Here is a 25,204-nt window from a genome sequence, read left to right on the forward strand (position 1 = left end):
GCCTCGTTCTGTCGGGGCGGCTGCAGACTGCATGTATGTCCCGTTTCAGTTGGCCAGACGGCCGTTTGCATGGCCAGCCGGAAGGCTGACGTGCAATCGGACGGGGGCGCGAGCGGCGTGAGATAAAATGCTTGCTGCGCAGGTCCCCTCTGCGCCCATCACTTGTAATCAGCTCTAATTTAGGCTGGCTAAGGTTTCCTTAATTTCCAGCCTTGTTGCCGGTATTTTTCTACCAGAGGGTGTAATTCCCACTGTGCCAGACGAGGCCGCAACATTGGCCAGCATCGATCATGTCGAAACATTCATGTCCTGTGCCCCAGTCAAGATCAATATGGCTGTCGGTCAATTGGAGGAGTATGCAATGGATAATCTGCACAAGGGCTCATGTTTGTGTGGGGCGGTGCACTTCACGGCCAAAGGCGCGCTGCGCGAGGTCATCTACTGTCTTAGATTGATATCGAATCGTCGAACGACGTGTTCGGTCTTTGCTCACTTGTGTGAACGATGCGCGCGGACGATCTATGGCTGGAGAAAAACAGCCGTGTTGGCCGGAGAGTGGATTTTGGAACTGACACGACGCAAACTGGTTGGCAGCGCGGCACTTCTCGCATTGGGTGCGGGAGTGCGGGCCGGCCACACGGAGCCAAGGATGAGCAACATTCCCTTTGCCGCGACGACCCCGATCAGCGTTTCCCGCGTCGGCCTCAAGGCCCGCGATGCCAATGCGCTGACCAGTTTCTATCGCGACGTCGTCGGCCTGCAGGAAGTCAAGCGCGACGGCGAGACGATCACGCTCGGCGCCGGCAGCCGGGCGCTGCTCGACATCGAGGCCGACAAGGCAGCGAAGCCAGACGATCCGCGTAGCGCCGGCCTGTTCCACACCGCATTCCTTTTGCCAAGCCGGGCCGATCTCGGCCGTTGGATCAAGCATGCCATCGACAGGCGCATTCCGGTCGACGGCGCTTCCGACCATCTGGTCAGCGAGGCGCTCTATCTCACCGACCCGGAAGGCAACGGCATCGAGATTTATTCCGACCGCGCGCATGATGGCTGGAAGTGGAATGGCGCGCAGGTCGAGATGGCGACCAGGCAGCTCGACATCGGCTCGATCGTATCAGAAGTGCCCGACGGCGACGCCGGCTGGCAGGGCGCGCCTGAAAACAGCATTGTCGGCCATGTCCACCTGCGCGTCGGTGATCCCGCTGCGGCGGCCCGCTGGTGGCACAGCCAGTTCGGCTTCGACACGGTCGCGGAATACGGCAACAGCGCTGTCTTCCTGTCCTCGGGCGGCTATCACCACCATATCGGCGCCAATTCCTGGCAGAGCCCGGGTGCCGGCAGGCGCGACGCCTCGCTGACCGGCCTTGCCTGGGTCGAGATGCGCTCGGCCGACGCCAAGGCCGCTTCGACCTACGAAGACCCCTGGGGCACGGTCATCCGCGCTGTGCCTGGCCAGCCGGGCTGACTTTCCTCCTGACAGCAACTGGCCGGAGCCTGTGCTAAGCCAATGGCCGAACCGCCAGACCGGCGGTTCGGCCAATGAACATGCAGGACCGGGACAAATATGCTGAAAGTCATCGCTCAGGATTTCATCAGGCCTGAGTTCGTCGAGATCGTGCGGCCGCTCTATGCCGAACTGGTGGAGACGACGCGGCAGGAGCCACTCTGCCTGTCCTATGACCTGTTCGTCGACCAGAACGATCCGGGGCATTTCGTCTTCATCGAGTTGTGGCCCGATCGCGCGGCGCTCGATATCCACTGCGCGTCCGAGCATTTCACGCGGCTGGTGCCGCTGATCAACAAGCATCAGCGACAGGACGCGACCTTCATCCTGATGGATGCGTTCGCGGGTTGATAACCGGCGAACGCGTTGGCACAACCATCAGGCAGACGCAATCCAGGCGGCACGCCTGCTAGTGACCCAGCATACGCTCCATCGCATAAGGCTGGTCGTGAACAGCAAGTTTGTCCATGATCGTGGCACTTGCCTCGTTAAGGCCCACGACCTCGACTTCAGTGCCCTCGCGCCTAAACTTGAGCACTGCCCTGTCCACGGCGCCGACGCCTGTCAGATCCCAAATATGGGCCATGCTGACGTCGATGCGAACGCGTTCCAATTGTTCCCTGAAATCGAAAGAGTCGAGGAAATCGTCGGAGGAAGCAAAAAACAGCTGGCCTTCGACCCTGTAGGTTCGTTCCTTGCCGTCGGCGGTCAGGGATGAGGTGACGCGGAAAATCTGGGATACCTTCCACGCAAAGAAGATGCCCGACAATAGCACGCCTACTCCAACTCCCAATGCGAGGTTGTGCGTGCCCACGACCACGACCACGGTAGCCAGCATGACGATGCTGGAACGGCGCGGATGCTTGCGCAGGTCGTGGAGCGATGACCAGCTGAATGTCCCGATCGATACCATGATCATGACCGCCACGAGTGCAGGCATGGGGATGATGCGCACGAAATCGTCCAACACAAGGATCAGGAAAAGTAGCAGCGATCCGGCCACGAAGCAGGAGAGACGGCCCCGGCCGCCGGACTTCACATTGATCACCGACTGGCCGATCATCGCGCAACCCGCCATGCCTCCAAGGAAGCCGGTGACGAAATTTGCGACTCCTTGCCCGACGGCCTCCCTGTTCTTGTCACTGCGCGTGTCGGTCATTTGGTCGACTATAGATGCTGTCAGTAAGCTTTCGAGCAGGCCAACGGCAGCGACGCTTATCGAATAAGGCAAGATGATCCAGAACGTTTCCATGGTGAAGGGCACGTTGGGGATGAGGAACTCTGGCAGGCTGTTGGGCAAAGCACCAAGATCGCCTACCGTCCGAACATCGATGTCGAGCGCAATCGCTGCCGCGGTGAGAACGATGATGCAAACCAGCGGCGAGGGGATCGACTTGGTAAGGCGGGGGAACAGGTAGATGATGGCGAGGCCGCCGGCAATCATAGCGTAGGTCTGCCACGACATGCCTATCAGTTCGGGCAGTTGCGCCATGAAGATCAGGATGGCAAGGGCATTGACGAAGCCCGTCATCACCGAACGCGAAACGAACCGCATCACATAGCCGATCCGGGCGAATCCGCCGACGACCTGGATGATTCCGGCCAGGATGGTCGCGGCCAACAGGTATTGCAGACCGTGCTCTCGCACCAACGTGACCATCAAGACGGCCGTCGCGGCCGTGGCAGCCGAAATCATGCCTGGACGGCCGCCGGCAATAGAAATGACCAGTGCGATTGAGAATGAGGCGTACAGGCCGATCTTGGGGTCGACGCCGGCAATGATTGAAAAGCCGATTGCCTCGGGTATCAGCGCAAGGGCGACGACTATGCCAGCCAGAATGTCATTGCGGACGTTGGAAAGCCAATCGCGGCGAAAATTGTCAAGGATGGTCATTGTGTTGCAGAGGACATGGCAATGGTAAGCTCGCCTGCTGGCGAGCAATCAGATTGCATTGACTGGATTGTCCGGCGGATCGGCGGCCGGAAGAGCCACCCGGAATTGCACCGGGTCCGATGACTGGGTGCCTTCTGCACATTTACGGTGCAGATATCAACGTCTCAAATCGTTCGCGACGGGACGGATGCAAGTCCTTGCGGTGATGCACGCAAGGACTTTATTTGCGTCGATGGTCGAATAGCTCAGACGAAGACGCGGCTGAAGATCGTGTCGACGTGCTTGGTGTGATAGCCGAGGTCGAACTTTTCACGGATCTCCGCTTCCGGCAAGGCAGCGGTCACTTCCTTGTCGGCGAGCAGTTCCTCGAGGAAGTCCTTGCCTTCTTCCCACACCTTCATGGCGTTGCGCTGGACCAGACGGTAGGCGTCCTCACGGGAAACGCCGGCCTGGGTAAGGGCCAAGAGCACGCGCTGCGAGTGCACCAGGCCGCGGAACTTGTTCATGTTCTTCAGCATGTTGTCGGGATAGACGACGAGCTTGTCGATGACGTTGGTCAGGCGCGCCAGCGCGAAGTCGAGGGTGACGGTGGCATCCGGGCCGATCATGCGTTCGACCGACGAGTGCGAGATGTCGCGCTCGTGCCAGAGCGCCACGTTCTCCATCGCCGGCGCGGCATAAGAGCGGACCATGCGGGCGAGGCCGGTCAGGTTCTCGGTCAAGACAGGGTTGCGCTTGTGCGGCATTGCCGACGAGCCCTTCTGGCCCGGCGAGAAATACTCTTCCGCTTCCAGCACCTCGGTGCGCTGCAGATGGCGGATTTCGGTGGCCAGGCGCTCGATCGACGAGGCGATGACGCCCAGCGTGGCAAAGAACATGGCGTGGCGATCACGCGGGATGACTTGCGTCGACACCGGCTCCGGCTTCAGGCCGAGCTTGGCGGCGACATGCTCCTCGACGCGCGGATCGATGTTGGCGAAGGTGCCGACCGCGCCCGAGATGGCGCAGGTGGCGATGTCCTCGCGGGCATGCACCAGGCGCTCGCGGCAGCGGGTGAACTCGGCGAAGGCCAGCGCCAGCTTGACGCCGAAGGTTGTCGGCTCGGCATGGATGCCATGGCTGCGGCCGATGGTGACGGTGTCCTTGTGCTCGAAGGCGCGGCGCTTGAGAGCGGCCAAAAGCGCGTCGAGGTCGGCGAGCAGCATGTCGGTGGCGCGCACCAGTTGCACGCTGAGGCAGGTGTCGAGCACGTCGGACGAGGTCATGCCCTGGTGGATGAAACGCGAATCCGGGCCGACGAATTCGGCGAGATGCGTCAGGAAGGCGATGACGTCATGCTTGGTGACGCGTTCGATCTCGTCGATGCGCTCGACGTCGAAGGTGGCGGCGCCGCCCTTTTCCCAGATCGTCTTCGCGGCTTCCTTGGGGATGACGCCGATTTCGGCCAACGCGTCACAGGCATGGGCCTCGATCTCGAACCAGATCCGGAACCGGGTTTCGGGAGACCAGATGGCGACCATCTCGGGCCGGGAATAGCGAGGGATCATGGCGGGGCTCGTCCAGCTGTGGTTTCGTTGCGGCTCCCCTAACAGAGGTGGGCGCAATGCTCAACGCGAACGGCTGGCAAACCACGAAGCTGCGGCGAAAAGGGCGACGAATCCGCCGGGAAAATAGAGCCGCAGGCCCAGAACAGCGAATTGATAGAGCGCGACGAGCCCGGTGAAGACGAACTGGAATGCCCAGGTGATGGTGAAGGGTGCGGCATGCCACTCTGCATAATAGCTCCGGTACTGCAGCGCATAGAGCAGGGCGGTCAGGCCGATCGTCACCACCCCGAACGACACGAATGCCGCCGCGAAAGCGGTCTCGCGGCCGCGGTGGCATGACACGAGGCGCGCCAACGTCCAGCCGATGGGGAAGGCGATCGCGCCGCCGAGCGCGAACAGCAGCACGACCGCACGGACGCGCACCGGCGTTTCCCGATGGTCGAGCAGAAGCGTCAGGAAGGCGCTGGCGCCCATCGCAAAGCCCCACAGGGCTGCGCCGAGAATGGCAACCCGCAGCGACGGCAGCGCCTGGCCCAGTCTGTGGCGTATGCGCATCGGCCCTCGGCTCTTGCTACGGGACGGGCCCGCGACAACAGTTTCGCTCACATCTGCCCCGTCACGGCGATCCAGCGGTGGTCCGGGCCCTCGAAGCCATGGCGGATGACGGTCACCAGCACGGCATAGGCGGGCATTCCGCCATCGCCGAAGAAGGTCTGCACACCGCCGATGCGGTATCCGGTCGGGCAACCACGGCTCTGCGGCACGTCCTTGTCTTCCTGCAGCACCTCTGCCTTGCCGTCTTCACCGATGCGGACCAGCTTGAAGCCCTTGACCGGGCCGATGCCGGCGCAGCGCTCGATCTCGCCGAAGGAAATCTCCGCGAGCTTGAATTCGAGCTGCTTGTCAATGGGCGGAAACACCGGGCGCGGATTGACCGTCATGTTGAACGGGTCGGCACTCGTTTCGGTCACGGCGTTGAAACCGGCGAGGCGGCCGCGATTGGCGGCCAGCTCCTCCTCCTTGACGATTGTGTCGCCGCGCTTGCGCGCTTCGGCGCGCGCTGCGTCGAGGCCCACACTCTCGTCTTCCATCTGAACGCGCACCGGCGTGCCGGGCAGGAACTTGTCCGACGCAGTGTCGATATAGAAGCGATTGGCATAGGCAAAGCCGGAGCCGTCCTGGATGCCATATTCCTCGAAGGCAAAGACCTTGCCGTCGGCGCTGAAGCCGAGCACGTTGAGTTCGGCGGCGTCGCCGGCCCGTGCCACCTGCGAGGCGGCGCACAGCGACATGGCGGCGAGGCAAAGAAGCTTCATCACTTTCATGGCAGTGGCCCCTCCCTGCAGTTGAATCGGCTTTTTAAATGACGGCGCTAACATACAGACAACGAAGAGTTTTGGTTCATCCTTTGCGCGTCGTCCACACCTGCATGATGTCGCCACGCGTGGCGGTCGCAGCGTGCACGCCCCGGGCGATGGCGCGCGCCATGGTCGAGGCGGCGGCAGCGTAGAAGTCGACGACCTCGGCCTGGCCGACCTCGATGCCGCTTGCGCCGGTTGCGAGCGCGAACACCAGGTCGCCGTCGAAAGGCGTGTGCACCGGCCAGATGGCGCGGGTGAAGCCGTCATGCGCCGAGATCGCCAGCCGCTTGGCAGCAGCCTTGGTCAGCACCGCGTCGGTGGCGATGACGGCAATCGTGGTGTTGGCGGCCGCACTGTTGTCTTCCTCGTACTTCTTGAATACGCGCGAAGCGTCTGCAGGCAGTGATGATGGGAATCCCAGTCCGCCGAACTCGCCGTCCAGCTCGAACGGTGCCGCCCAGAAATGCCTGGAGCGGCCGACTGTCACCGACCCCGTCGCGTTGACGGCGACAAGGGCGCCGACCGTCACACCGTTGGGCAGAACCGTCGATGCCGAGCCCAGCCCGCCCTTGAGGCCGGCGGTCAGCGCGCCGGTACCGGCACCTGCCGTGCCCAGCGCGAATTCGCGCGCCGCTGCCTGCACCGCCTCGTAGCCAAGCTCGCGATAGGGCGGATAGCGGCCCCAGTCCTTGTCGCCGCCATTCAGCATGTCGAACAGGATCGCCGCCGGTACGATCGGGATCACCTGGTCGCGCATGGCAAAGCCGATGCCCTTTTCGCGCAGCGCTGCCTGCACACCCGAGGCGGCATCCAGACCGAAGGCCGAGCCACCCGAGAGTGCGACCGCGTTGATCGTCTCGACGGTGTTGTGCGCTTCGAGCAGGTCGGTCTCTCGCGTTCCCGGCGCACCACCCAGCACCTGGCAGGCAGCGGTGGCCGGCGTGTCGCAGATCACCACCGTCACGCCCGATTTCAGCTTTTCTTCGCTGGCGTTGCCGACACGCAGTCCGGCGACGTCGGTGATCAGGTTCAGCGGTCCGGCTGTTAACGTGGCTGGCAGCATTACTGGGTCTCTGCAGGCAGGTAGCTGGTTCCGTCGAAACGAAACAGCCGGAACGGGCTTTCCACAAGGTCGCCCTTGGCGTCGAAGCGGATGGTGCCGATGGCGCTGTCGAAGTCCTGGCCCGCCAGCATGTCCGCGACAGGCTTTCCGCTCGACGCGGCGAGCCGCGCTGCAGCGCCGGCGATTTCCACGGCGGCGTAGCCGGGCAAAGTGTAGCCGTCGGTCATCGTCTTGGCCGCTTCGAACGCCGAACGCACCTCCGGCTTGGCGACATCCGACCATTCAGGCGGTGCGATCATCAACGTGCCCATGGCGGGCGGCACGGTGCGGTCGGCGACGCGCAAGGTCTCGCCGCCGGCGAAAATGATGTCGGCGCCGAGCGAAGCTGCGTCGCGGCCCATCACGGCGATGTCCTCGCCGTCGCCGCCGACGAAGACATGCGTGGCGCCCGCCTTGCGCAGTCGGCCGATCAGCGCGACCTGGTTGTCGAGCTGAGGTCTGTAGGTGTCGAAGAACACCGGCTTCAGCCCGGCCTGTTCGGCGCTGGCGCGGAAACTTTCGGCCAGCTCGCGGCCATAGATCGTGCCGTCGTCGATGATCGCAAACAGCTCGTCGTTCCACAGGCGCGTCAGGATCGAGGCTGCCGCATTGCGCTCACCATCGCCGCGCGGCCCCAGCCGGAACAGCGGCCAGGCGGTCTTGTCACGCAGGTCGGTCAGGCTGTCGGTGCGCACGCCGACCGAAATGACAGGAATGTTGGCGGCCTTGAGCACGGGCAGAGCGGCCTCGACCGCCTCGGTGCAGAGAAAGCCTGCGGCAATCGCAACCTTGGCGTCGATGAACACCTGCGCTGCCTTGGCGCCGCCTTCGGCCGTGCAGCCGTCGTCGGCGATCACCAGAACAGCGTCGCTGCGCGTCGCGGCAAGCTCGGCACCTGATTTGACCTGCTCGCCGAGGATCGCTGACGGACCCGACAGCGGTGTCGCAAGCCCGAGCTTCACCGGCTCGGCATGGGCGGCAAGCGTCGCCAGCGACGCGCAAAGCAGGGTGGTGATGGCCGTTGCGGCTCGCATTCGCTCCGAAAAATCCTCTGCAAGACCAAGTTTAGGCTGATAACCTGACCTACTGCCTGGCCCGGCCAAGCGCAACGTGCTTGTGCCATCTCAGCTTGTGACCCGGTCGATGCGGCCATATATAGCGGTTATGTCTCGTTGCAGGAAAATCCGGTGTTGAAGAAGTTTGAAGTCGGGCCGCAGGCCTACCGGGACGCGATGAGCCATTTTGCCGGCGCGGTGCATCTGTTGACCACCGACGGTCTGGCGGGAAAACGTGGCACCACCGTCATCGCTGCCTGCTCGGTGTCAGACAACCCGCCGATGGTGCTTGTCTGCGTCAACCGCGAGAACCCCAACAACGACCTGTTCGTCAAGAACGGCAACTTTGCCCTCAACACGCTCGCCGCCAGGCACGAGCCACTGGCCGTGGCCTTCTCAGGTGTCACAGGCCTCGCGCCTGAACAGCGCTTCGCCCTTGGCGAGTGGGAGGTGCTGGCATCTGGCGCGCCGGCCCTGATCGGCGCCGTTGCCGTGTTCGACTGCGAGCTCGTCGACGCCAAGGAACTGGCCACCCATCGTGTCATGTTTGGCAAGGTGACAGGCCTGCGCATCGGCGATAACCTTCGCCCGCTGATCTATCACGGCCGCAGCTATCACGTGCTGTAGACCGCCTCTCCGGAAACGCCATGACCGACACGCCTCGTCCAGTTCCCCAGACAATCGACGAGACGCTTAAGATGCTCGCCGGCGCGGACTACGTCGCCGACAGGGCGCTTGCGACGGTACTTTTCTTATCCCTGCGGATGAACCGGCCGCTATTCCTCGAAGGCGAGGCCGGCGTCGGCAAGACCGAGATCGCAAAGGTCCTGGCCAGCGCGCTCGGACGCCGCCTGATCCGGCTGCAATGCTACGAAGGCCTCGACGTTTCCTCCGCCGTCTATGAGTGGAACTATGCGGCGCAGATGATTGAGATTCGCATGGAGGAGGCTGTCGGCAAGGTCGACCGCTCCGACATGGAAAGGAACGTCTTCTCGGAAAAATACCTGATCCGGCGTCCGGTGCTGGACGCGTTGACCGGCAAGGCGGGTGCTGCCCCTGTCTTCCTCATCGACGAACTCGACCGAACCGACGAGGCCTTTGAGGCCTTCCTGCTCGAAATCCTCTCCGACTACCAGGTCACCGTTCCAGAACTCGGCACGATCAGGGCGGAGGAACCGCCGATCGTCATCATCACCACCAACCGCACCCGTGAGATCCACGACGCGCTGAAGCGCCGCTGCCTCTATCACTGGGTCGACTATCCCAATGCAGAGCGCGAGCTCGAAATCGTCAGCCGCAAGGTGCCGCAGGCCAACCGGCGCCTGTCCGCCGAGGTCGTCCGCTTCATCCAGAAATTGCGCGAGATCGAGCTATTCAAGGTGCCCGGCGTCGCCGAAACCATCGACTGGGCGTCGGCGCTGACGGAGCTCGACAAGATAGCACTCGATCCCGAGACGATTTCGGACACCATCGGCGTGCTGCTCAAATATCAGGACGACATCGCGCGCATCGAGCAAGGCGAGGGCCGCCGCATCCTCAACGAGGTGAGGGCGGAGCTGGCTGCGGCGGAGTAGGTGCGGTGACATGACGCCCAGCAGTGCAACATCAGACGGTCGCATCGCCGACAACATCGTCTATTTCGCCCGCGCGCTGCGCAAGGCCGGCATGCGTGTCGGCCCGGCTTCGGTGATGGATGCGATCGAGGCGGTGCTGGCCGCGGGCATCGGCTCGCGCGACGATTTCTACTGGACGCTGCATGCCGTGCTGGTCAGCCGCCACGAGGATCACGCAACCTTCGATGAAGCCTTCCGGCTGTTCTGGAAGTCGCGCGAGCTGATCGAAAAGATGCTGGCGATGTTTTCGCCCGTGGCGCCCGACCGCCGCGAGAAGCAGAAGCCGCGCGCCGCCGAAAACCGCGTCAGCCAGGCGATGTTCGAAGGCCACCACAACAGCCAGCCGCCGCGCGAAATCCCCGAGATCGAGGTCGACGCCCGTTTTACCGTGTCGGGCAACGAGATGCTGCGCGGCAAGGACTTTGCCCAGATGACAGCAAGCGAGATGTCAGACGCCCGGCGCGAGATCGCAGCGCTCAGGCTGCCCTTCGACACCGTGCGCACGCGTCGTTTCAAGCCGGACCCGCATGGCGGCACGGTCGATCCGCGCGCCATGATGCGGGCGGCAGCCCGCACCGGCGGCCAGCTGATCCTGCCGAAATTCCGCTCCGTGCGCGAGGTGCATCCGCCCCTGGTCGTGCTTGCCGACATCTCAGGCTCGATGAGCCAGTACACCCGCATCTTCCTGCATTTCCTGCACGCGCTGGCCGAAAAGCGCCGGCGCGTGCACACCTTCGTCTTCGGCACCAGGTTGACCAACCTGACCCGGCAGATGCGTCACCGCGATCCCGACACGGCCCTTGCCGACTGCTCCGCCGCGGTCAAGGACTGGTCCGGCGGCACCCGCATCGGCGACACGTTGGGCGAGTTCAACCGTTTGTGGTCGCGCCGGGTGCTCGGGCAGGGCGCCGTGGTACTTTTGATCACTGACGGGCTCGAGCGTGACGATGTGTCAGGGCTCGCCGAAGAAATGGAGCGGCTCAAGAAGTCCTGCCGCCGACTGATCTGGCTCAACCCGTTGCTGCGCTTCGAGGGGTTCGAAGCGCGCGCGCGCGGGGTTCGTGCCATGCTGCCTTATGTCGACGAGTTCCGCCCGGTGCACAATCTCAACGCGCTTGGCGATCTCTGCGCTTCGCTCGGCGCGCCGGCGTCGCGCGACACGGACCCCAGATTGTGGATGATCGACGGCCTGCGCCGGGCGGCGTAAGGTCGCAAAGGGAGGTTTCCATGCCAAGCAAGTTTCTCGATGAGGCCCGCGACCCGCTGATCATCGCCGAAGGCTGGATGAAGGACGGCAAGGATGTCGCCATCGCCACCGTGGTCGAAACCTGGGGCTCGGCGCCGCGCCCCGTCGGCAGCCATCTCGTTATCGACGCCGAAGGCACCTTCCATGGCTCGGTCTCCGGCGGCTGCGTCGAGGGGGCGGTGATATCAGAGGCCCTCGATGTCATCGGCAGCGGCCAGCCGAAGATGCTGGAGTTCGGTGTCGCCGACGAGACGGCGTGGCAGGTCGGCCTGTCCTGTGGCGGCAAGATCAGGGTTTATGTCGAGCGGTTGGGCTGATCGATGGATCCTTATGTTCTGAAAACGCTGAATGCCGAGCGTCGCGCCCGCCGCGCCGCGATACTCGTCACCGACATCGGGGATGGCCGCGACCGCGTCGTCAGGGAAGGCGATGCCGTCGCAGGCGACCTTGGCCAGGCGATCGCCAGGGCATTTCGCAGCGGCATGTCCGGCCTGGTCGAGGCCGAAGGCCGCAATTTCTTCCTCAACGTGCACCTGCCACAGCCCAGGCTGGTGGTGATCGGCGCCGTCCATATCAGCCAGGCACTTGCGCCGATGGCCAAGATCGCCGGCTTTCCGCTGGAGATTATCGACCCGCGCACGGCCTTCACCAGCGATGAACGTTTCCCCGACGTCGTCCACAAGGCCGAGTGGCCCGAGGATGCGCTGAAGCATTGTCCGCTCGATCGTTATGCCGCACTTGCCGCCATCACCCACGATCCCAAAATCGACGACTGGCCGCTCAAGGCAGCACTCGATGCCGAGTGTTTTTATGTCGGTGCGCTGGGCAGCCGCAAGACGCATGGCCGGCGCGTAGAGCGCCTGCTGGCAATGGGCGTGACGCCGGAGCAGATCGACCGCATCAACGCGCCGATCGGGCTCGACATCGGTGCCGCCAACCCCGCCGAGATCGCGGTTGCCATTCTCGCGCAGGTCATTTCGGCGTTCCGTGCGCGCGGCCTCGGCGCCAAGGCAAAAAGCGAGGCGGCGTGAGATTTGGCGCAATCCCCGTCGACCAGGCCAAGGGCGCTGTGCTTGCGCATTCCACCAGCGCCGGTGACCTCCGCTACCGCAAGGGCCATGTGCTTGCCGCCGAAGACGTGGCCATCCTCGCAGCCTCGGGGCTGAGCGAGATCGTCGTCGCCGTGCTGGAGCCGGGCGATCTCGGCGAAGACCAGGCGGCTGGGGCGATCGCGGCCAGCATGCGGCACCGTCATATCGAGGTGAAGCCGGCGGCGACCGGCCGGGTCAATCTGCATGCGCGTGAAGCCGGCGTCTTCACCGTCGATGCCGGCCTGATCGACGCCATCAACGCCATAGACCCCTCGATAACGGTTGCCACTCTGGCCCAGCATTTCACGGTCGAAAAAGACCAGATGGTCGCGACGGTGAAGATCATCCCCTTTGCCGTGTCAGGCGATCTGGTGCGGCAGGCGACCGAACTGTGCGCCAAAGGCGAGATCTTCGCCGTCAATGCCTTCGCGGCGAAGCGCGTCGGCGTCATCCAGACCATGCTGCCCAGCGTCAAGCCAAGCGTGCTTGACAAGACCGCGCGCCTGACCCAGCAGCGGCTGGCACGCTCGGGCAGCCGGCTCGTCGCCGAACGGCGAACGGCGCATGAGGCCGGTGCGGTGGCCGAGGCCACCAGGCAGCTTGCCCGCGACAACGACCTCGTCGTCATTTTCGGCGCTTCGGCGCTGGCCGATTTCGATGACGTCATCCCGGCCGCCATCCGCGCCGCCGGCGGCACCGTCGTCCGTTCCGGCATGCCGGTCGATCCCGGTAACCTTCTTGTGCTTGGCCATATCGGCAAGACCGCCGTTCTCGGTGCGCCGGGTTGCGCGCGCAGCCCCAAGGAAAACGGCTTCGACTGGGTGCTCGACCGGCTGATGGCAGGGCTCGACGTCTCCGCGGCCGACATTGCCGGAATGGGCGTCGGCGGCCTGCTGATGGAAATTGCGACGCGGCCGCAGCCACGCGATCTCACCGCCATTCCGTCGGTTCCGAAAGTGCATGCCGTGCTGCTCGCCGCCGGTCGTTCCAGCCGCATGGGCGGGCCCAACAAGCTTTTGGCGCTGTTCCAGGGCAAGCCGCTTGTGCGCCGAACCGCCGAACGGGTGCTTGCGTCGAAGGCCGAAAGCACTGTCGTTGTGTCAGGCCATCAGGCGAGCCGCATCGGTGATGCGCTCGCCGGGCTCGACATTCCCGCGACCCACAATGCCGACTTTGCCTCAGGCCTCGCCAGTTCGCTCAAGGCGGGAATTTCGGCGCTTCCCGAGGATGCAGCCGGTGCGCTGATCGTTCTCGGCGACATGCCCGAGGTGCTGCCGGCCGACCTCGACCGGCTGATCGAGGCCTTCGAGCGGGCAGGCGGCCGTGCGGTTGTCCGCGCCACCCATGACGGTAAACGTGGCAATCCGGTGATCCTGCCGCGCGCCCTGTTTGCAGCCGTTGCCCATCTCGAAGGCGACACCGGCGCCCGGCATCTGATCGAGAGCGAAAGCGTCGATGTCGTCGACATCGAGATCGGCGCCGGCGCTGCCGTCGACGTCGACACGCCCGAGGCGCTGGCAGGAGCGGGCGGGGTGCCGCAGGATTGAGGCTGTTGACAAAGCGCCTGCCGGTTGGCCAACCCTACGTCATGTCATTCGATTTGAAGTCTCATTCCTTCACGCCCCCCTCATATCCGGCAGGACAGAGGGGGGCAACGTCGAGCGCATTCCTTCGACGGCTCGCCTGGGGCGTGATAGCGCTTGCTTTCTCGTCGCTAGCAACCACCGCCCATGCTCAATCCCTCGCCCCCTACAAGGACGAGCTCTTCGCCTATCCTGCCATCCTCTCGTCCGAGGGCGAGACCTACCGCGTCGTCGACTACCAGGAGATGCGCGACATCAACGAGCGCGACCAGGTGCCGGAGCGGCGGGTTCAGGGCAAATACGTCTCGACGGGCGTCCGCAAGGCACAACAGGACCTGGTGCTGAAGCTTGATGCCGGCGACGTCAGGCACTTCGCCGTCGGCAAGAGCGAGGGCGCTTCAGTCATCGTGCTTTATCTTCATGGCCAGGGCGGTAGCCGCAAGCAGGGTGTCGACGATTTCACCTTCGGCGGCAATTTCAACCGTATCAAGAACCTCATGGCCGCCAATGGCGGGCTCTATCTGTCGCCCGACTTTTCCGACTTCGGCGACAAGGGCGTTGCAGAGGTGGCGGCGCTTATCGACCACTACGCGGCGCAGTCACCTGGCGCCAGGATCGTCGTCGCCTGCGGCTCGATGGGCGGCCAGCTGTGCTGGGGACTGGCGCGCGACGCCAAGGCAGCCAGGAAGCTGGGCGGGCTGATGTTGCTCGGCTCGCTCTGGGACGACTTCTTCCTCAAATCACCGGCCTTCGCGGCCAATGTGCCGGTGTTCTTCGGCCAGGGCAGCAAGGATCCTGTTTTCCCCGCCGACAAGCAGGAGGCGTTCTTCCGCTCGATCCTGGCCAAGAACAAAAGCTATCCGACGCGCTTCGTCCGCTTCGAGACCGGAACCCACGGCACGCCGATCCGCATGACCGACTGGCGCGAGACGCTCAACTGGATGCTGTCTGCGAAATAGCCTCAAGGTCCCGAATTGTAGTCGAGCACCGTCTCGGGGTTGATTTCGCCGTCATAGGACGCATCGACGTCGTACCGGACCAGCGCAAACGCGCCGTCGCGGAACAGCCAGGTGCCGTCGGATGAGGCATCGCCGACGCCGCGCCATTTGGCGTGCGAAGTGATCGTCATCGTCTTGTCGTCGAAGGACGAATTGACCAGCGCGTTTTCCGTGCGGTAGCCGATGACGTTGACGCTCTCGAGTTTGCCGTCGGGATTGTCGCCCTCGTAGTGGATGTCGAGCTCGGGGGCGGCGAAATGCTGCTCGTTCAGCCCGTCGGCCTCGTTCCAGAGATAATAGACATGGGTCTCGTTATAGGCGCCCATCTGGCAGAAGAAGCGGAACAGCCGGGCTTCGCTGGCCGGCGCGTCGGCGGCGTCCGATTTGTTGTGGTAGGGAATCTTGTAGCTCTGGATCGCCTCGTTACCTTCACGGGCAACGTCGCACTGGGCCTTGTGGCTTGCAGCGAATGTCTTGGTGGCAAGGTCGAGCACGGCGTCGATCTCTGTGGGCGGGGCATCGCCACACTGCTTGGGCAGCGCATCCGTCAGATTGCCGTCGGCCGGTTTCAGCACGCCTTTTTCGAGCTGGATCGGGGTGAAGGGCGGTTCCTGGACGGAGCCGTTGACCTGCCGGGCGGTGTAGCAGCCGGCGAAAACCTTTTCGGTGCCGTCCTTGTCTATGGCGCGGATGGCGACCGGGATGTTGTAGAAGACCGAGCCGGCGGCGCCGTCTGAACTGACCGCGCCTGTCTCGATCTCGACGCGCTCGGTTTTCTCATATCCCTTGGCGAATTCGGCAAAGTCCTTGGCGGGCTTGGCCTCGCCGAAATAGTCCCAGGCGCGGGCATATTCCTTGCGGCTGACCGCATTGTAGAGCGAGCGCACGACGGCGGCCGCATCGGATCGGTCATCGAGATAAGGCAGATCGGCGGCCAGCGCCTGGAGCGACCAGAGGCTGGTCAAGGCGGCCGTCAATGCTGCCCGTTTCGAAAAAGTCCTCATCGCGAATCTCCTGCCTGCCGCAATGATGCATCATCGATTGCGGCAGCGCAGTGACGCGCAGGGCCATCATGCCTGGCGCGTCGACATTTCGCGGGCGATGCGGGGAAAATCTGCCGGCTTGATGCCGATGTCGGCGCGGTCGGCCGAGTTCATCGCGTTTAACAAGGCAAGCGCCGCACGATAGCGGACCTGTTCCTTCGGGCGAGGGCGGGCGAACAATTCGGTATAGAAACCCATCTCTCAGGCTCCGGTTTGTCCTCCCATGGCGACATATAGGTGATTCCGGAGCGATTGTGCAGTGCAGCATCGACATGGCTGCCATGCAGTGCATGGAAAAATCTTTCACGACCGGTGTAACAAGTCAGGTGTCGGCTGCGTAACTGAATAGCCGGCACTGCTGGCTTTCCTCGCCGCAAGGCGACTTCGGGCCGCATATTACCCCCATGCGGCCCGGTTTTTTTGTGCCGACATTTCTAAGAAGCCACTTGCGTCACGAAACGATTCTTAACCGAGCCTGATTATGGTTCCGGCAAATATTGCGTATCATGCCGTTTCGTGCGGAGGGCCTTGCATGGGCACCGAGACCAATCGCGACTTCGCTTCGTTGCTCGACGACCTGTTCGTCGCGCCCGAGCCTGGCGAGATTGCGCCCGCGCCGACCATCCCGTTCGACTATCTCGCCGTTGCCGAGGAACTGCATTCCGGCCGCATCCGCGTTTCGGGCGAGACCGCGGCCGCCGGCTATCGTGAGGCGGGCGAGGCGCTCGAGGACGAATTCGTTTCCCTGCTCGACATGGTCAGGGCCAGGGCTGTGGCCGACGCCGTCGAAGCCGCGGCGGGTCCTCTGGAGCCCCCAGCGCCCGAACCGCCGTCGATCGACCCGGACGCGATCGCCGCCGAGCTCGGCCTGGCCGAAGCCAAGCCGGCCGATCTCGCCAGGCTGCGCCGTATCTTTGCGCTCGCCAACCACCCCGACCGCGTGGCGCCGCATCTGCGCCAGCGCGCCATGGTGCGCATGCAACTCGCCAACATGATGATCGACGACGCCAAGCGCCGCGCCGCCAAGAAAAAAAGCTGACGCCGCCTTCAGCCTGATGCCGGACCGGCCAGTGCCCCGCTTGGCCGATGCAGCGAGACGTCCTATCTGTGAGACGCTGCATCGCACTGCCGGGAGGCCCCATGCTCAGAGTCCAGAAGATACCGCTCGACGACATCTACGTGCCCGCGGCGCGCAAGAAGACGTTGCATCCCGAAACGGTGCGGCATCTCGCCGAAGACATCGTCGAGAACGGCATGAAGACGCCGATCCAGGTGCGGCACGACGGCAAGCGCTACGTGCTGGTCGAGGGGTTGCATCGGCTCGAGGCGGCGCGCTGGCTCGGCGAGACCAGCATCGATTCCTATCTCGTCCAGGCGCGGAAACACTAGCCAGATTTTTTCCGGCGGCCTGTCGGATCGAGCGCGGCTGGCTCGTCCTAGGTCCGAAAGCTGATTTCAACGAGGAGACTGAAATGACTTCTGCCAACGATCGCGAACTGGTCCTGACCCGCATCATCGCTGCACCGCGCGAAAAACTCTATCGCTGCTGGACCGATGCTGAACTTTTGCCGAAGTGGTTCGCGCCGCTGCCCTGGACGACGGCCAGCGCCAAGCTCGACGTGCGTGCCGGCGGCACCAGCGCGATCACCATGCGCAGCCCCGAGGGCGTCGACTACCCGAGCTCGGGTGTCTATCTCGAAGTCGTGCCGAACGAGAAGCTGGTCTTCACCGACGCCTTTACCGAGGCCTGGCAGCCATCGGAAAAGCCGTTCATGGCTGCGACCGTGACCTTCGAGGACATTGGCGGCGGCAAGACCCGCTACACCGCCGTTGCCCGTCACTGGAGCGTCGAGGACCGCGAAGCCCACGAAAAGATGGGTTTCCACGAAGGCTGGGGTCAGTGCGCGGATCAGCTCGAGGCACTCGCCAAGACGCTCTGAGGATTCTTGACTGCGACGAGGCCAGGTTGGCGGACCTGGCCTTTTTTGATTCCGGGGGCTGCGGCGGCCTCGTGAGCATGGTCTGACGTTGCCCTACGAAGCCAACCTTCGGCGTACTGATCTTTCGCACCCCCTCTGGCCGGCAGGGCAGAGGGGGGTGGGAAGGATCGCGGCGCGGCAAGTCACTGCAAAAATTGTTCCACCCGTGGAAAATTTCGCCCACGATGTAGGCATGCGTTCGCCTCGTTCGTCCTAGAGGCAAGAGCGACGAGGCTCGGACAAGAGAGGACGAGGACATGAACAAGCGCAGTTTCATCACCATGCTGGCAGCGGCGGCATTTGCAGTTGTGACGGGAGGAGCAGCGATGGCCGAGACGGCGAAAGCCACGGATGCCGGCGTCAAGGCAGGTCATGCCGAGATCAACGGTGTAAACTATTATTACGAGATCCACGGCGAGGGCGAGCCGCTGCTCCTGTTGCATGGCGGGCTGGGGTCGATCGACATGTTCGGGCCGGTGCTGCCGGCGTTGTCGAAGAATCGCCAGGTGATCGCCGTCGATCTTTATGGTCATGGCCGCACCGCGCTGACCGATCGCAAGATGAGCATGATCGACATGGGCGACGACATGGCCGGGCTGGTCAAGAAACTCGGCTACGACCAGGTCGACGCGCTTGGCTATTCCTTCGGCTCGGGCGTCGCTTTCCGCCTGGCCGTGCAGCATCCCGAGACGGTGCGCCGGCTGGCGCTGGTGTCGGCAGCCTATGCCCAGGACGGCTTCTATCCCGAAATGCTGCCGATGCAGGCCCAGGTCGGCGCCGGTATGGCCGAAATGATGAAGCAGACGCCGATGTACCAGACCTATGCGGCGGTCGCGCCCAAGGTCGAGGATTTCCCGAAGCTGCTCGACCAGATGGGCGAGTTCATGCGCCAGCCCTATGACTGGGCCGAGGACGTCAAGACGCTGAAGATGCCGGTCATGCTGGTTTATGGCGACAGCGACATGTACCGGCCCGAGCACATCGTGAAGTTCTACCAGCTGCTCGGCGGCGGGCTGAAGGATGCCGGCTGGATGCGCGAGAACATGTCGCAGAACCGGTTGGCGATCATCCCCAACCGCACCCACTACGACGTGTTTTTCGCACCGGAACTGGCGACGACCGTGCTGCCCTTCCTCAATGGCGAGACCAAGGTCAAGACCTGGGACGAGCAGGTCAAGGAATCGCAGTAGCGCAATGGCCGGGCGCCTGCCAGAAATCGGCGGCGCCCGGCCAATTTCCTTGCCGGACCACGGCTTCGAATGGTATCGTTCGGGCACGCTGAAAATGCCCCTTGCAGGGTGTCGGAGATGCGGCCAGCAAACTGATCGAAAATGAGCTGGCGATGATGCGGCCCAACTTGCCGCACGGCAGTCGATGCCGCTTTCTACATGCAGGCCGCAGTGACGCGATGATGCCACGAAAGGAAGTGGTCATGGCTATCTCATTGACGATGCAGGAATATCTCGAAGACAATCACATCCGCTACGATGCCGCCAGGCATGCGCGCACCGGCTGCTCGATGATGACGGCGCAAGCGAGCCATGTGCCCGGCAGTGCGCTGGCCAAAGGCGTGGTGCTGAAATGGGAGGACGGCTATGTGCTGGCCGTGCTGCCGGCGACCCGCCATGTCGATCTTGCCCGGATGCGCGAGATCATCGGCGACAAGGTGAGGCTGGCGACCGAAGAAGAGGCGAGTTCGCTGTTTCCCGACTGCGACGAAGGTGCGGTGCCGATCCTCGGCGTGCCCTACAGGGTGGCCTGTGTGGTCGACGAGCAACTGCGCCGCGGCAGCGATGTCTATTTCGAGGGCGGCGACCACCGCACCCTCGTGCATGTCACCGGGGACGAGTTTTCGCGGCTGATGTATGGCATGCCGCAGGCCCGCATCAGCTGGTGAAATGTTGAGCCCGACGTGAAGGGGCGGGGTGCGCCTTTACGCAAGTCATTGAATGACGATGCCTATTGCCGCTTGAGGTGTTGACCGGGGCGGCAGGCCGGACGCCCTCAGGGGCGGTTCGGTCGACAGCGAGAGGTTTTTTCGCCGTTCGGGAAAATACCTGCTTCGTGTCACCGATCCGCCATTCGGCGGTCATGGTTCGGGGCTATGGTGAGCAATGTCGAAATGGTCACGAATGGAGGCGACTATGGACGACCAGCATGAACTGACACTCGAGGACCTGCTGCAGGATCCGATCATCCTGAAAGTCATGGAACGCGACGGCTATTGCCCCGACGACATCCGCCTTCTGGCGCGGCATGCCACTTCGGGCGCCCAGGTCTGGGAAAGCGTATCCTCGCGGGCCAGCGCCCGCCGGCAGAGCCGCCTGGCTTTCCGCACGGCCAATGCGTCGTGCACGTCGCTTTGCGCCTAAAGCCGCAACCTGCGATGTGACTGCCGCCTGAGGCAGTCACCCCACCTTTTTCATCGACAATCGACAGCACTGCACCTTATGCCTGATGCCGCTACAGCGGTAACTCAGGTGAGGGGATTTGACATGGCGCAACGATATGAAGGCGGCTGCATGTGCGGGGCCGTGCGCTACGCCGTGGACGCAGAGCCGCTGAACGAACGCGTCTGTCATTGCCGCAGCTGTCAGAAGGCGGTTGGGGCGGCGTTCAATGCGCGATTGATGTTCCGCACCGAGCAGGTGACGATGAGCGGGCCGGTGAAGACTGCATTTTCGTCGCCAGGGGTGAAGCGCGGCTTCTGCGCCGAATGCGGCACGACCGTGCTGTCGGGGCGCGAATCCGCCGGCGTGCTGGCCGTAACGTCGGGTTCGCTCGACGATCCCGGCCTGTTTCGCCCGACCATGCATATCTGGGTGTCGTCGAAGCAGCCCTGGCTCAAGCTCGATGACGGCCTGCCGCAGTTTGCCGAGGCAGCGCCGGCATAGTCTTGTTGCGCGTGATCTAGACGCAGATCTCGACGCCGCTGTCGCGCAGTCGGGCGAGCAGGCGCTCTTCCGGCAGCGTATCGGTGACGAGCGTGTGGATGTCATGGAGCGAGCCGAGGCGGAGCAGGGCGCGGCGGCCGAATTTCGAGCTGTCGACGGCCATGATGGTGCGCGCGGACTGGCCTATGGCCGCGGCAACGGCCGCGACTTCGGCATGATCGTCGTCGCCGATGTCGCCGTCATGGTCGACGCCGCTGACCGAAATGATGGCGACGTCGAACTTGAAGCGCCTGATATATTCCGACGTTTCCTCGCGGAAGACGCCACCGTCGACCTGGCGGACGAAACCGCCTGGCACGGCGATGGCGAAATTGGTGCTTTCGCTCAGCGTCGTTGCGACGCGCAGCGAGTAGGTGACGACGCGCAGGTCGCGGCGCTTGACCAGCGCGCGCGCCATCGCCTCGCAGGTGGTGCCGGTGTCGATGAAGACAGCAGCACCATCGGGCACAAGCTCGGCGGTCAGGCTGCCGATGCGCTCCTTGGCGGCGGCGTTTTCGACGCGGCGCTGGCGCAGCACCGTCGGATCGACGGGTGCTGAAATCGTCGCCCCGCCATGCAGGCGCCGCACCTTGCCGCCCTGCTCCAGCGCCATGATGTCGCGACGTGCGGTCTGCGTGGTCGTCACCCCGTATAGTGGTGACCTCCTCGGCCAAGTGAGCAACGGTGCCTCTGACCATGGCGTCGACGTCAAGCTGGCGGTCAGCTTTTAAGCGCTGTTGCGGCTCTGTCTTGCCGAACTGGAATCGGCTTTCCCTGCTTCCAGTGCGCGCGGACCAGGATGGACCTCAATCCGGCAGTCAGCTTCCAGGAACTGCAACTCTGTCCTGCCGGCACCTGTTGCCGGCAGGACGAGGACAAGAGAGCCCTCGGCGCCGAAAAAGGCATCCGCGGCCATGGGGCCGTGGCCGCGGATGCCTGACTTACCTGATCTTGTGGCCTTGCAGGATGCGCTCGACGGGTGCCCAGCCGATGTAGCGTGGCTGAGTCCAGCCTTCGGCGGGCTCCAGTGCCTCGACGGCGTTGATGTCGTCGATGCGCACTTCATCCCAGGCATGGACGATGCGGCCCTCGCCAAGGCAAAGCCCGACATGGCCCCAGTTGGTCGTGACGTCGAATAGCTCGCCGGTCATGTCGAAGAAGACGAAGGCGCCGCGCGGCGGTTCGCCGGTCGGTGGGTTGACGCCATATTCGTCCGCCGATTCCTTGGCGCAGTCGCCGCCGAAGATTTCGATCTCGTTGCTCTCTTCATAGGCGTCCTCGACGAAGGCGAGGCAGCGGAAGCAGTAATCCTCATTGCCAAGCTGGGACATGGCCCAGGTGATGGCGTTATCGATGTAGTTTTCTGTACGTGTTTTCACGGAGCAGATATCCTGTTGAAATGATTGTTTTGTTGACCTCGATCGTGATTGCTGCAATGCGCGCCATTCGGTCCTCCATTCCAGGATGTTAAATTAGTAATGTCCGAATCTTTTCCCGAACATGTTTTGATTTTACCAATCAAGTGGTTCTTGCGTCGGGGGGCGGCTCATACTTTTGTTTGTATCGCTCGAGCAATACATAATTTGAAATGAGAGTTGCTTGACGCCACGGAATTCCGAAACTATGTGCGCTTCGGGCAGCAGCCCGACCCGTTGGCGGGCGATGCGAACCGCGCCGGCTTTGCCGGGTCAGACATCCCAGATGGAAATTGCCATGACCGAACAGATCAATTCGGCCGCCGAAGTCTCGTTGCGGCGTATCACCTCACAGACCGTCTCCGACATTTGCGATCTCAGCGAGACGTTGAGCGAGGCCCAGCGCAACAAGGTCGCCGACAACGCCATGTCGATCGCCGAGGCGCATTTTTCCGAAAACGCCTGGTTCCGCGCCGTCTATGCCGATGAGGTGCCGGTGGGTTTCGTCATGCTCCATATCGGCTCCGACTACGAAGTCATCGACTGTCCCGGCGCCTTCCTGTGGCGCTTCATGATCGCGGGACCGTTCCAGCGCATGGGCTTTGGCGAAAAGGCGATCGCGCTCGTCGCCCGCGAGATGAAGGCGAGGGGATTTGCCGAACTCTTCACCAGCTACGGCCTGGGTGAGGCGAGCCCGGAAGGCTTCTACAAGCGCCTGGGGTTCGTCACGACCGGCGAGACCTATGACGACGAAGTCGAGGCCGTGCTGACCTTTTCGAACTGAACAGGCAAGCGGGCAAGTGAAGCCGATCAGCTGGCCTCACCCCGGACCAGCGTCAGGAATTCGCGCGCGGCGCGGGTGGCGTAGCGCTCCTTGTGTCGCAGCGCAAAGAAGCTGCGCTTGGGCAGGGTGAAGTCGATGGCGACAAGCGTGCCGGCCTTGAGCGAGGCATGCGCCACGAGGCGCGACATGATGGCGACGCCGGCGCCGGCTTCGACCGCCGCGCGTAAAGCCTCGTTCGAGGGCAGTTCGAGCGCGATATCGAGGCTGCCGATCTCGATGCCGCGCAGCGCTCGTATCGCCTCGAAATGCGCGCGCGTGCCCGAACCTTGTTCGCGCAGGATCCAGCTTTGCGATTTGAGCTCTTCGGACGAGGACGGCGGCGTGACGGTCCAGGGATGGCCGGCGACGGCGACCAGCACCAGCTCGTCCTCGGCGACCGCTTCAATGGCGAGCGCGGGATCGTCGACCTCGCCCTCGACAAAGCCCAGATCGGCCGAACCGTCGTGGATCTGTGTCGCGACCGTCTCGGTGTTGCCGATGGTGATGCCGAGCGCGATGCCGGGAAAGCGCTGCTGGAACCTGTGGGCGAGGGCTGGCAGCCAGTAATTGGCGACGGTCTGGCTGCCGGCAAGCTTGAGCGAGCCGCGCTTCAGCCCGGCGAGATCGGCGAGCACAACCTCGGCAGAGCCGGCACGGGCAAGCACGGCGCGCGCTTCGGACAGGAAGATGCGTCCGGCATCGGTGAGCACGATGCGGCGGCCGACGCGGTCGAACAGTTTCGTCTGGTAACGCGCCTCCAGTGCCGACACTGCGGCACTTGTCGCCGATTGCGTCAGGTTCAGCGCCTGGGCGGCCTGGGTGACATGTTCGCGTTCGGCGACCGCAACGAAGATCCGGAGCTGTTCGAGGGTCACGGTTTTCCTTTCGGTTCAGCCCAGAAGCTTGACCAGCATTAGAGAGAAAGTCGCGATGAAAAGGAACGCGGCGAGGCCAAGAAAGAGTGGACGAAGACCCTTGGCGCGGAGCTTGCGGATGTCGGTCTCGAGGCCCATGGCGGCGAGCGCCATGGTGAGCAGGAAGGTGGTGAGCGCGACGATCCAGCTCTTTGCCTCGGCCGGAATGTCGATGAGGCTGTTGACGCCGACCATGGCGATGAAGCCGAGTACGAACCACGGCATCGGGGCAGTTGTGCCGCTTTGAGTTGCGATGGACGATCTTGCGCGCTGGCGGGCGGCAAGGCTGAGCGCGATCACGACAGGAGCCAGCATCATGACACGGGTGAGTTTTGCCACGGTGCCGAACTCGCCGGCTTGCTGGCCGTCCTGGAAGGCGGCAGCCACGACCTGAGCGATCTCGTGGATCGAAGCACCAGCCCACAGCCCATAGGCATGGGGGGCGAGCTGGAGCAGCCCGGGCAGCAGCGGATAGGCAAACATCGCGATCGAGCCGAAGACGGTGACGCAGGCGACAGCATAGGCGACATCCTCGTCCGATGCCTTGGTCACGGTGTTGGTGGCGATGACGGCGGACGCGCCGCAGATCGAGGTGCCGGCGGCGATCAGCTCGGCAAGCTTTTGCTCGACGCCAAGCAGCCGGCCGAGCCACACCGTCAAGGTGAAGGTAGCGAAAAGCGTCGAAGCGATGATGGCCACGCCAGTGACGCCGACTTCGGCGACCTGGCTGGCCGTCAGCTGCAGGCCGAGCAGGATGATGGCGAAACGCAGCACCTTGCGCATCGAAAACGCCACACCTGGTTTGGCGCGGACCGGGGTGCCCGATAGATTGTGAAAGGCGATGCCGAGAACGATCGCAATAATCATCGGGCTGAAACTGCCGAGGCCGGGCAAGTGGCGCAGGGCAAAGGCGAGGGCGGCGATGCCCGCCGCAAGCAGCAGCCCGGGCAGCAGCTTGGCCCCATCGTGCCTGCCATGCGCCGAGTGGCGATCTGCCTGGCTGCGGGTGGACGAAAGCACGGTTTCGGTGCGGGCAAGAGCGTTCATGGGCTTGGACCTGTCAATTTCAGGTGCAAGCTATGCGCCGGCTTTCCATCAATCCA

General features: G+C 63.5%; 29 protein-coding genes and 1 other annotated feature. Of the genes, 17 read left to right on the forward strand and 12 right to left on the reverse strand.

Going from position 1 to position 25,204, the window contains the following annotated elements:
* Positions 1–562: 562 nt before the first annotated feature.
* Both N7E70_RS14920 and N7E70_RS14925 read left to right on the forward strand, forming a co-directional pair.
* Complete coding sequence (locus N7E70_RS14920; protein WP_442866461.1) at positions 563–1,465, forward strand: VOC family protein; 903 nt, start codon at positions 563–565, stop codon at positions 1,463–1,465.
* Between the two features lie 99 nt (positions 1,466–1,564).
* Positions 1,565–1,855 (forward strand): putative quinol monooxygenase, encoded by a 291-nt coding sequence (locus tag N7E70_RS14925; protein ID WP_067961308.1) that lies wholly within the window; start codon positions 1,565–1,567, stop codon positions 1,853–1,855.
* Positions 1,856–1,913: 58 nt separating this feature from the next.
* On the opposite strand, the gene N7E70_RS14930 is transcribed toward N7E70_RS14925, so the two are convergent.
* From N7E70_RS14930 to N7E70_RS14955, 6 genes are all read right to left on the reverse strand, one after another.
* Positions 1,914–3,398: a SulP family inorganic anion transporter gene (locus N7E70_RS14930; protein ID WP_263006794.1), complete on the reverse strand. Its 1,485-nt coding sequence runs from the start codon at positions 3,396–3,398 to the stop codon at positions 1,914–1,916.
* A 65-nt stretch (positions 3,399–3,463) separates the two neighbouring features.
* Positions 3,464–3,519 (reverse strand) — a sequence feature (sul1 is cis-regulatory element that is thought to sense ions involved in sulfur or methionine metabolism; They are found in Alphaproteobacteria).
* 124 nt (positions 3,520–3,643) lie between these two features.
* Positions 3,644–4,945, reverse strand: a complete 1,302-nt coding sequence (gene purB, locus N7E70_RS14935; RefSeq protein WP_067961313.1) for an adenylosuccinate lyase — start codon at positions 4,943–4,945, stop codon at positions 3,644–3,646.
* 60 nt (positions 4,946–5,005) lie between these two features.
* The gene (locus N7E70_RS14940; protein ID WP_263006795.1) at positions 5,006–5,500 is read right to left on the reverse strand and encodes a hypothetical protein; all 495 of its coding nucleotides are present in this window, start codon (positions 5,498–5,500) and stop codon (positions 5,006–5,008) included.
* 47 nt (positions 5,501–5,547) lie between these two features.
* Positions 5,548–6,270, reverse strand: a complete 723-nt coding sequence (locus N7E70_RS14945) for a DUF2259 domain-containing protein (protein WP_263006796.1) — start codon at positions 6,268–6,270, stop codon at positions 5,548–5,550.
* A 76-nt stretch (positions 6,271–6,346) separates the two neighbouring features.
* Complete coding sequence (locus N7E70_RS14950) at positions 6,347–7,369, reverse strand: P1 family peptidase (protein WP_263006797.1); 1,023 nt, start codon at positions 7,367–7,369, stop codon at positions 6,347–6,349.
* Positions 7,369–8,442, reverse strand: coding sequence for a branched-chain amino acid ABC transporter substrate-binding protein (locus tag N7E70_RS14955; RefSeq protein ID WP_263006798.1), 1,074 nt, complete (start codon positions 8,440–8,442; stop codon positions 7,369–7,371). The genes N7E70_RS14950 and N7E70_RS14955 overlap by 1 nt, the downstream gene beginning before the upstream one ends.
* A gap of 153 nt (positions 8,443–8,595) precedes the next feature.
* Here N7E70_RS14955 and N7E70_RS14960 point away from each other — a divergent pair, with 153 nt between their 5' ends.
* The 7 genes from N7E70_RS14960 to N7E70_RS14990 all read left to right on the forward strand — a co-directional run bounded on the left by N7E70_RS14960 (position 8,596) and on the right by N7E70_RS14990 (position 14,955).
* Complete coding sequence (locus tag N7E70_RS14960; protein WP_263006799.1) at positions 8,596–9,090, forward strand: flavin reductase family protein; 495 nt, start codon at positions 8,596–8,598, stop codon at positions 9,088–9,090.
* Positions 9,091–9,110: 20 nt separating this feature from the next.
* Positions 9,111–10,037 carry an AAA family ATPase gene (locus tag N7E70_RS14965; RefSeq protein ID WP_192315882.1) on the forward strand — a complete coding sequence of 309 codons (927 nt, stop codon included), beginning with the start codon at positions 9,111–9,113 and terminating at the stop codon, positions 10,035–10,037.
* A gap of 10 nt (positions 10,038–10,047) precedes the next feature.
* Positions 10,048–11,283, forward strand: coding sequence for a vWA domain-containing protein (locus tag N7E70_RS14970; protein ID WP_263006800.1), 1,236 nt, complete (start codon positions 10,048–10,050; stop codon positions 11,281–11,283).
* A 20-nt stretch (positions 11,284–11,303) separates the two neighbouring features.
* Complete coding sequence (locus N7E70_RS14975) at positions 11,304–11,639, forward strand: XdhC family protein (RefSeq protein ID WP_067961329.1); 336 nt, start codon at positions 11,304–11,306, stop codon at positions 11,637–11,639.
* A 3-nt stretch (positions 11,640–11,642) separates the two neighbouring features.
* Positions 11,643–12,353, forward strand: coding sequence for an XdhC family protein (locus N7E70_RS14980; RefSeq protein ID WP_192315886.1), 711 nt, complete (start codon positions 11,643–11,645; stop codon positions 12,351–12,353).
* A complete protein-coding gene (locus N7E70_RS14985) occupies positions 12,350–13,960 on the forward strand; it encodes a molybdopterin-binding/glycosyltransferase family 2 protein (protein ID WP_263006801.1) in 1,611 nt (536 codons plus the stop codon). Before N7E70_RS14980 ends, N7E70_RS14985 begins: the two co-directional genes overlap by 4 nt.
* A gap of 143 nt (positions 13,961–14,103) precedes the next feature.
* Positions 14,104–14,955 carry an alpha/beta hydrolase family protein gene (locus N7E70_RS14990; RefSeq protein ID WP_442866462.1) on the forward strand — a complete coding sequence of 284 codons (852 nt, stop codon included), beginning with the start codon at positions 14,104–14,106 and terminating at the stop codon, positions 14,953–14,955.
* A gap of 2 nt (positions 14,956–14,957) precedes the next feature.
* Here the strand turns inward: N7E70_RS14990 and N7E70_RS14995 are convergent, their stop codons facing one another.
* Positions 14,958–15,998 (reverse strand): DUF1176 domain-containing protein, encoded by a 1,041-nt coding sequence (locus tag N7E70_RS14995; RefSeq protein WP_263006802.1) that lies wholly within the window; start codon positions 15,996–15,998, stop codon positions 14,958–14,960.
* 66 nt (positions 15,999–16,064) lie between these two features.
* Positions 16,065–16,235 (reverse strand): hypothetical protein, encoded by a 171-nt coding sequence (locus N7E70_RS15000; protein WP_154383983.1) that lies wholly within the window; start codon positions 16,233–16,235, stop codon positions 16,065–16,067.
* A gap of 334 nt (positions 16,236–16,569) precedes the next feature.
* On the opposite strand from N7E70_RS15000, the gene N7E70_RS15005 reads away from it, so the two are divergent.
* From N7E70_RS15005 to N7E70_RS15035, 7 genes are all read left to right on the forward strand, one after another.
* Positions 16,570–17,076 (forward strand): hypothetical protein, encoded by a 507-nt coding sequence (locus tag N7E70_RS15005; RefSeq protein ID WP_067961337.1) that lies wholly within the window; start codon positions 16,570–16,572, stop codon positions 17,074–17,076.
* 101 nt (positions 17,077–17,177) lie between these two features.
* On the forward strand, positions 17,178–17,426 hold the full coding sequence (locus tag N7E70_RS15010) for a ParB N-terminal domain-containing protein (protein WP_115732322.1): 249 nt from the start codon (positions 17,178–17,180) through the stop codon (positions 17,424–17,426).
* An 83-nt stretch (positions 17,427–17,509) separates the two neighbouring features.
* Positions 17,510–17,977 carry an SRPBCC family protein gene (locus N7E70_RS15015; RefSeq protein WP_067961340.1) on the forward strand — a complete coding sequence of 156 codons (468 nt, stop codon included), beginning with the start codon at positions 17,510–17,512 and terminating at the stop codon, positions 17,975–17,977.
* Between the two features lie 296 nt (positions 17,978–18,273).
* The gene (locus tag N7E70_RS15020; RefSeq protein WP_263006803.1) at positions 18,274–19,206 is read left to right on the forward strand and encodes an alpha/beta fold hydrolase; all 933 of its coding nucleotides are present in this window, start codon (positions 18,274–18,276) and stop codon (positions 19,204–19,206) included.
* A 242-nt stretch (positions 19,207–19,448) separates the two neighbouring features.
* Positions 19,449–19,913 carry an aminoacyl-tRNA deacylase gene (locus tag N7E70_RS15025; RefSeq protein WP_067966415.1) on the forward strand — a complete coding sequence of 155 codons (465 nt, stop codon included), beginning with the start codon at positions 19,449–19,451 and terminating at the stop codon, positions 19,911–19,913.
* Between the two features lie 247 nt (positions 19,914–20,160).
* The gene (locus tag N7E70_RS15030; protein ID WP_067961344.1) at positions 20,161–20,388 is read left to right on the forward strand and encodes a hypothetical protein; all 228 of its coding nucleotides are present in this window, start codon (positions 20,161–20,163) and stop codon (positions 20,386–20,388) included.
* 123 nt (positions 20,389–20,511) lie between these two features.
* Positions 20,512–20,910: a GFA family protein gene (locus N7E70_RS15035; protein ID WP_263006804.1), complete on the forward strand. Its 399-nt coding sequence runs from the start codon at positions 20,512–20,514 to the stop codon at positions 20,908–20,910.
* A gap of 16 nt (positions 20,911–20,926) precedes the next feature.
* On the opposite strand, the gene N7E70_RS15040 is transcribed toward N7E70_RS15035, so the two are convergent.
* Together N7E70_RS15040 and N7E70_RS15045 are read right to left on the reverse strand one after the other, a co-directional pair.
* On the reverse strand, positions 20,927–21,595 hold the full coding sequence (locus N7E70_RS15040) for a DeoR/GlpR family DNA-binding transcription regulator (RefSeq protein WP_263006805.1): 669 nt from the start codon (positions 21,593–21,595) through the stop codon (positions 20,927–20,929).
* 295 nt (positions 21,596–21,890) lie between these two features.
* Positions 21,891–22,328: an NlpC/P60 family protein gene (locus N7E70_RS15045; protein WP_246765256.1), complete on the reverse strand. Its 438-nt coding sequence runs from the start codon at positions 22,326–22,328 to the stop codon at positions 21,891–21,893.
* 334 nt (positions 22,329–22,662) lie between these two features.
* On the opposite strand from N7E70_RS15045, the gene N7E70_RS15050 reads away from it, so the two are divergent.
* On the forward strand, positions 22,663–23,148 hold the full coding sequence (locus N7E70_RS15050; protein ID WP_263006806.1) for a GNAT family N-acetyltransferase: 486 nt from the start codon (positions 22,663–22,665) through the stop codon (positions 23,146–23,148).
* Between the two features lie 26 nt (positions 23,149–23,174).
* Here the strand turns inward: N7E70_RS15050 and N7E70_RS15055 are convergent, their stop codons facing one another.
* Both N7E70_RS15055 and N7E70_RS15060 read right to left on the reverse strand, forming a co-directional pair.
* Entirely contained in the window at positions 23,175–24,062 is an 888-nt protein-coding gene (locus tag N7E70_RS15055) for a LysR substrate-binding domain-containing protein (RefSeq protein WP_263006807.1), read from the reverse strand.
* Positions 24,063–24,077: 15 nt separating this feature from the next.
* On the reverse strand, positions 24,078–25,148 hold the full coding sequence (locus N7E70_RS15060; protein WP_263006808.1) for a YeiH family protein: 1,071 nt from the start codon (positions 25,146–25,148) through the stop codon (positions 24,078–24,080).
* Between the last annotated feature and the right edge of the window lie 56 nt (positions 25,149–25,204).

The sequence above is a fragment of the Aminobacter sp. NyZ550 genome (genome assembly GCF_025628925.2).
Classification (GTDB): domain Bacteria; phylum Pseudomonadota; class Alphaproteobacteria; order Rhizobiales; family Rhizobiaceae; genus Aminobacter; species Aminobacter ciceronei.

What these genes read in the sequence shown, in the direction of transcription:
- N7E70_RS14925 (WP_067961308.1), top strand. Translation starts at nt 1,565, where the DNA reads ATGCTGAAAGTCATCGCTCAGGATTTCATCAGGCCTGAGTTCGTCGAG.
- N7E70_RS14930 (WP_263006794.1), bottom strand. Translation starts at nt 3,398, where the DNA reads ATGACCATCCTTGACAATTTTCGCCGCGATTGGCTTTCCAACGTCCGC.
- purB (WP_067961313.1), bottom strand. Translation starts at nt 4,945, where the DNA reads ATGATCCCTCGCTATTCCCGGCCCGAGATGGTCGCCATCTGGTCTCCC.
- N7E70_RS14940 (WP_263006795.1), bottom strand. Translation starts at nt 5,500, where the DNA reads ATGCGCATACGCCACAGACTGGGCCAGGCGCTGCCGTCGCTGCGGGTT.
- N7E70_RS14945 (WP_263006796.1), bottom strand. Translation starts at nt 6,270, where the DNA reads ATGAAAGTGATGAAGCTTCTTTGCCTCGCCGCCATGTCGCTGTGCGCC.
- N7E70_RS14950 (WP_263006797.1), bottom strand. Translation starts at nt 7,369, where the DNA reads ATGCTGCCAGCCACGTTAACAGCCGGACCGCTGAACCTGATCACCGAC.
- N7E70_RS14955 (WP_263006798.1), bottom strand. Translation starts at nt 8,442, where the DNA reads ATGCGAGCCGCAACGGCCATCACCACCCTGCTTTGCGCGTCGCTGGCG.
- N7E70_RS14965 (WP_192315882.1), top strand. Translation starts at nt 9,111, where the DNA reads ATGACCGACACGCCTCGTCCAGTTCCCCAGACAATCGACGAGACGCTT.
- N7E70_RS14970 (WP_263006800.1), top strand. Translation starts at nt 10,048, where the DNA reads ATGACGCCCAGCAGTGCAACATCAGACGGTCGCATCGCCGACAACATC.
- N7E70_RS14975 (WP_067961329.1), top strand. Translation starts at nt 11,304, where the DNA reads ATGCCAAGCAAGTTTCTCGATGAGGCCCGCGACCCGCTGATCATCGCC.
- N7E70_RS14980 (WP_192315886.1), top strand. Translation starts at nt 11,643, where the DNA reads ATGGATCCTTATGTTCTGAAAACGCTGAATGCCGAGCGTCGCGCCCGC.
- N7E70_RS14995 (WP_263006802.1), bottom strand. Translation starts at nt 15,998, where the DNA reads ATGAGGACTTTTTCGAAACGGGCAGCATTGACGGCCGCCTTGACCAGC.
- N7E70_RS15000 (WP_154383983.1), bottom strand. Translation starts at nt 16,235, where the DNA reads ATGGGTTTCTATACCGAATTGTTCGCCCGCCCTCGCCCGAAGGAACAG.
- N7E70_RS15005 (WP_067961337.1), top strand. Translation starts at nt 16,570, where the DNA reads ATGGGCACCGAGACCAATCGCGACTTCGCTTCGTTGCTCGACGACCTG.
- N7E70_RS15010 (WP_115732322.1), top strand. Translation starts at nt 17,178, where the DNA reads ATGCTCAGAGTCCAGAAGATACCGCTCGACGACATCTACGTGCCCGCG.
- N7E70_RS15015 (WP_067961340.1), top strand. Translation starts at nt 17,510, where the DNA reads ATGACTTCTGCCAACGATCGCGAACTGGTCCTGACCCGCATCATCGCT.
- N7E70_RS15020 (WP_263006803.1), top strand. Translation starts at nt 18,274, where the DNA reads ATGAACAAGCGCAGTTTCATCACCATGCTGGCAGCGGCGGCATTTGCA.
- N7E70_RS15025 (WP_067966415.1), top strand. Translation starts at nt 19,449, where the DNA reads ATGGCTATCTCATTGACGATGCAGGAATATCTCGAAGACAATCACATC.
- N7E70_RS15030 (WP_067961344.1), top strand. Translation starts at nt 20,161, where the DNA reads ATGGACGACCAGCATGAACTGACACTCGAGGACCTGCTGCAGGATCCG.
- N7E70_RS15035 (WP_263006804.1), top strand. Translation starts at nt 20,512, where the DNA reads ATGGCGCAACGATATGAAGGCGGCTGCATGTGCGGGGCCGTGCGCTAC.
- N7E70_RS15050 (WP_263006806.1), top strand. Translation starts at nt 22,663, where the DNA reads ATGACCGAACAGATCAATTCGGCCGCCGAAGTCTCGTTGCGGCGTATC.
- N7E70_RS15060 (WP_263006808.1), bottom strand. Translation starts at nt 25,148, where the DNA reads ATGAACGCTCTTGCCCGCACCGAAACCGTGCTTTCGTCCACCCGCAGC.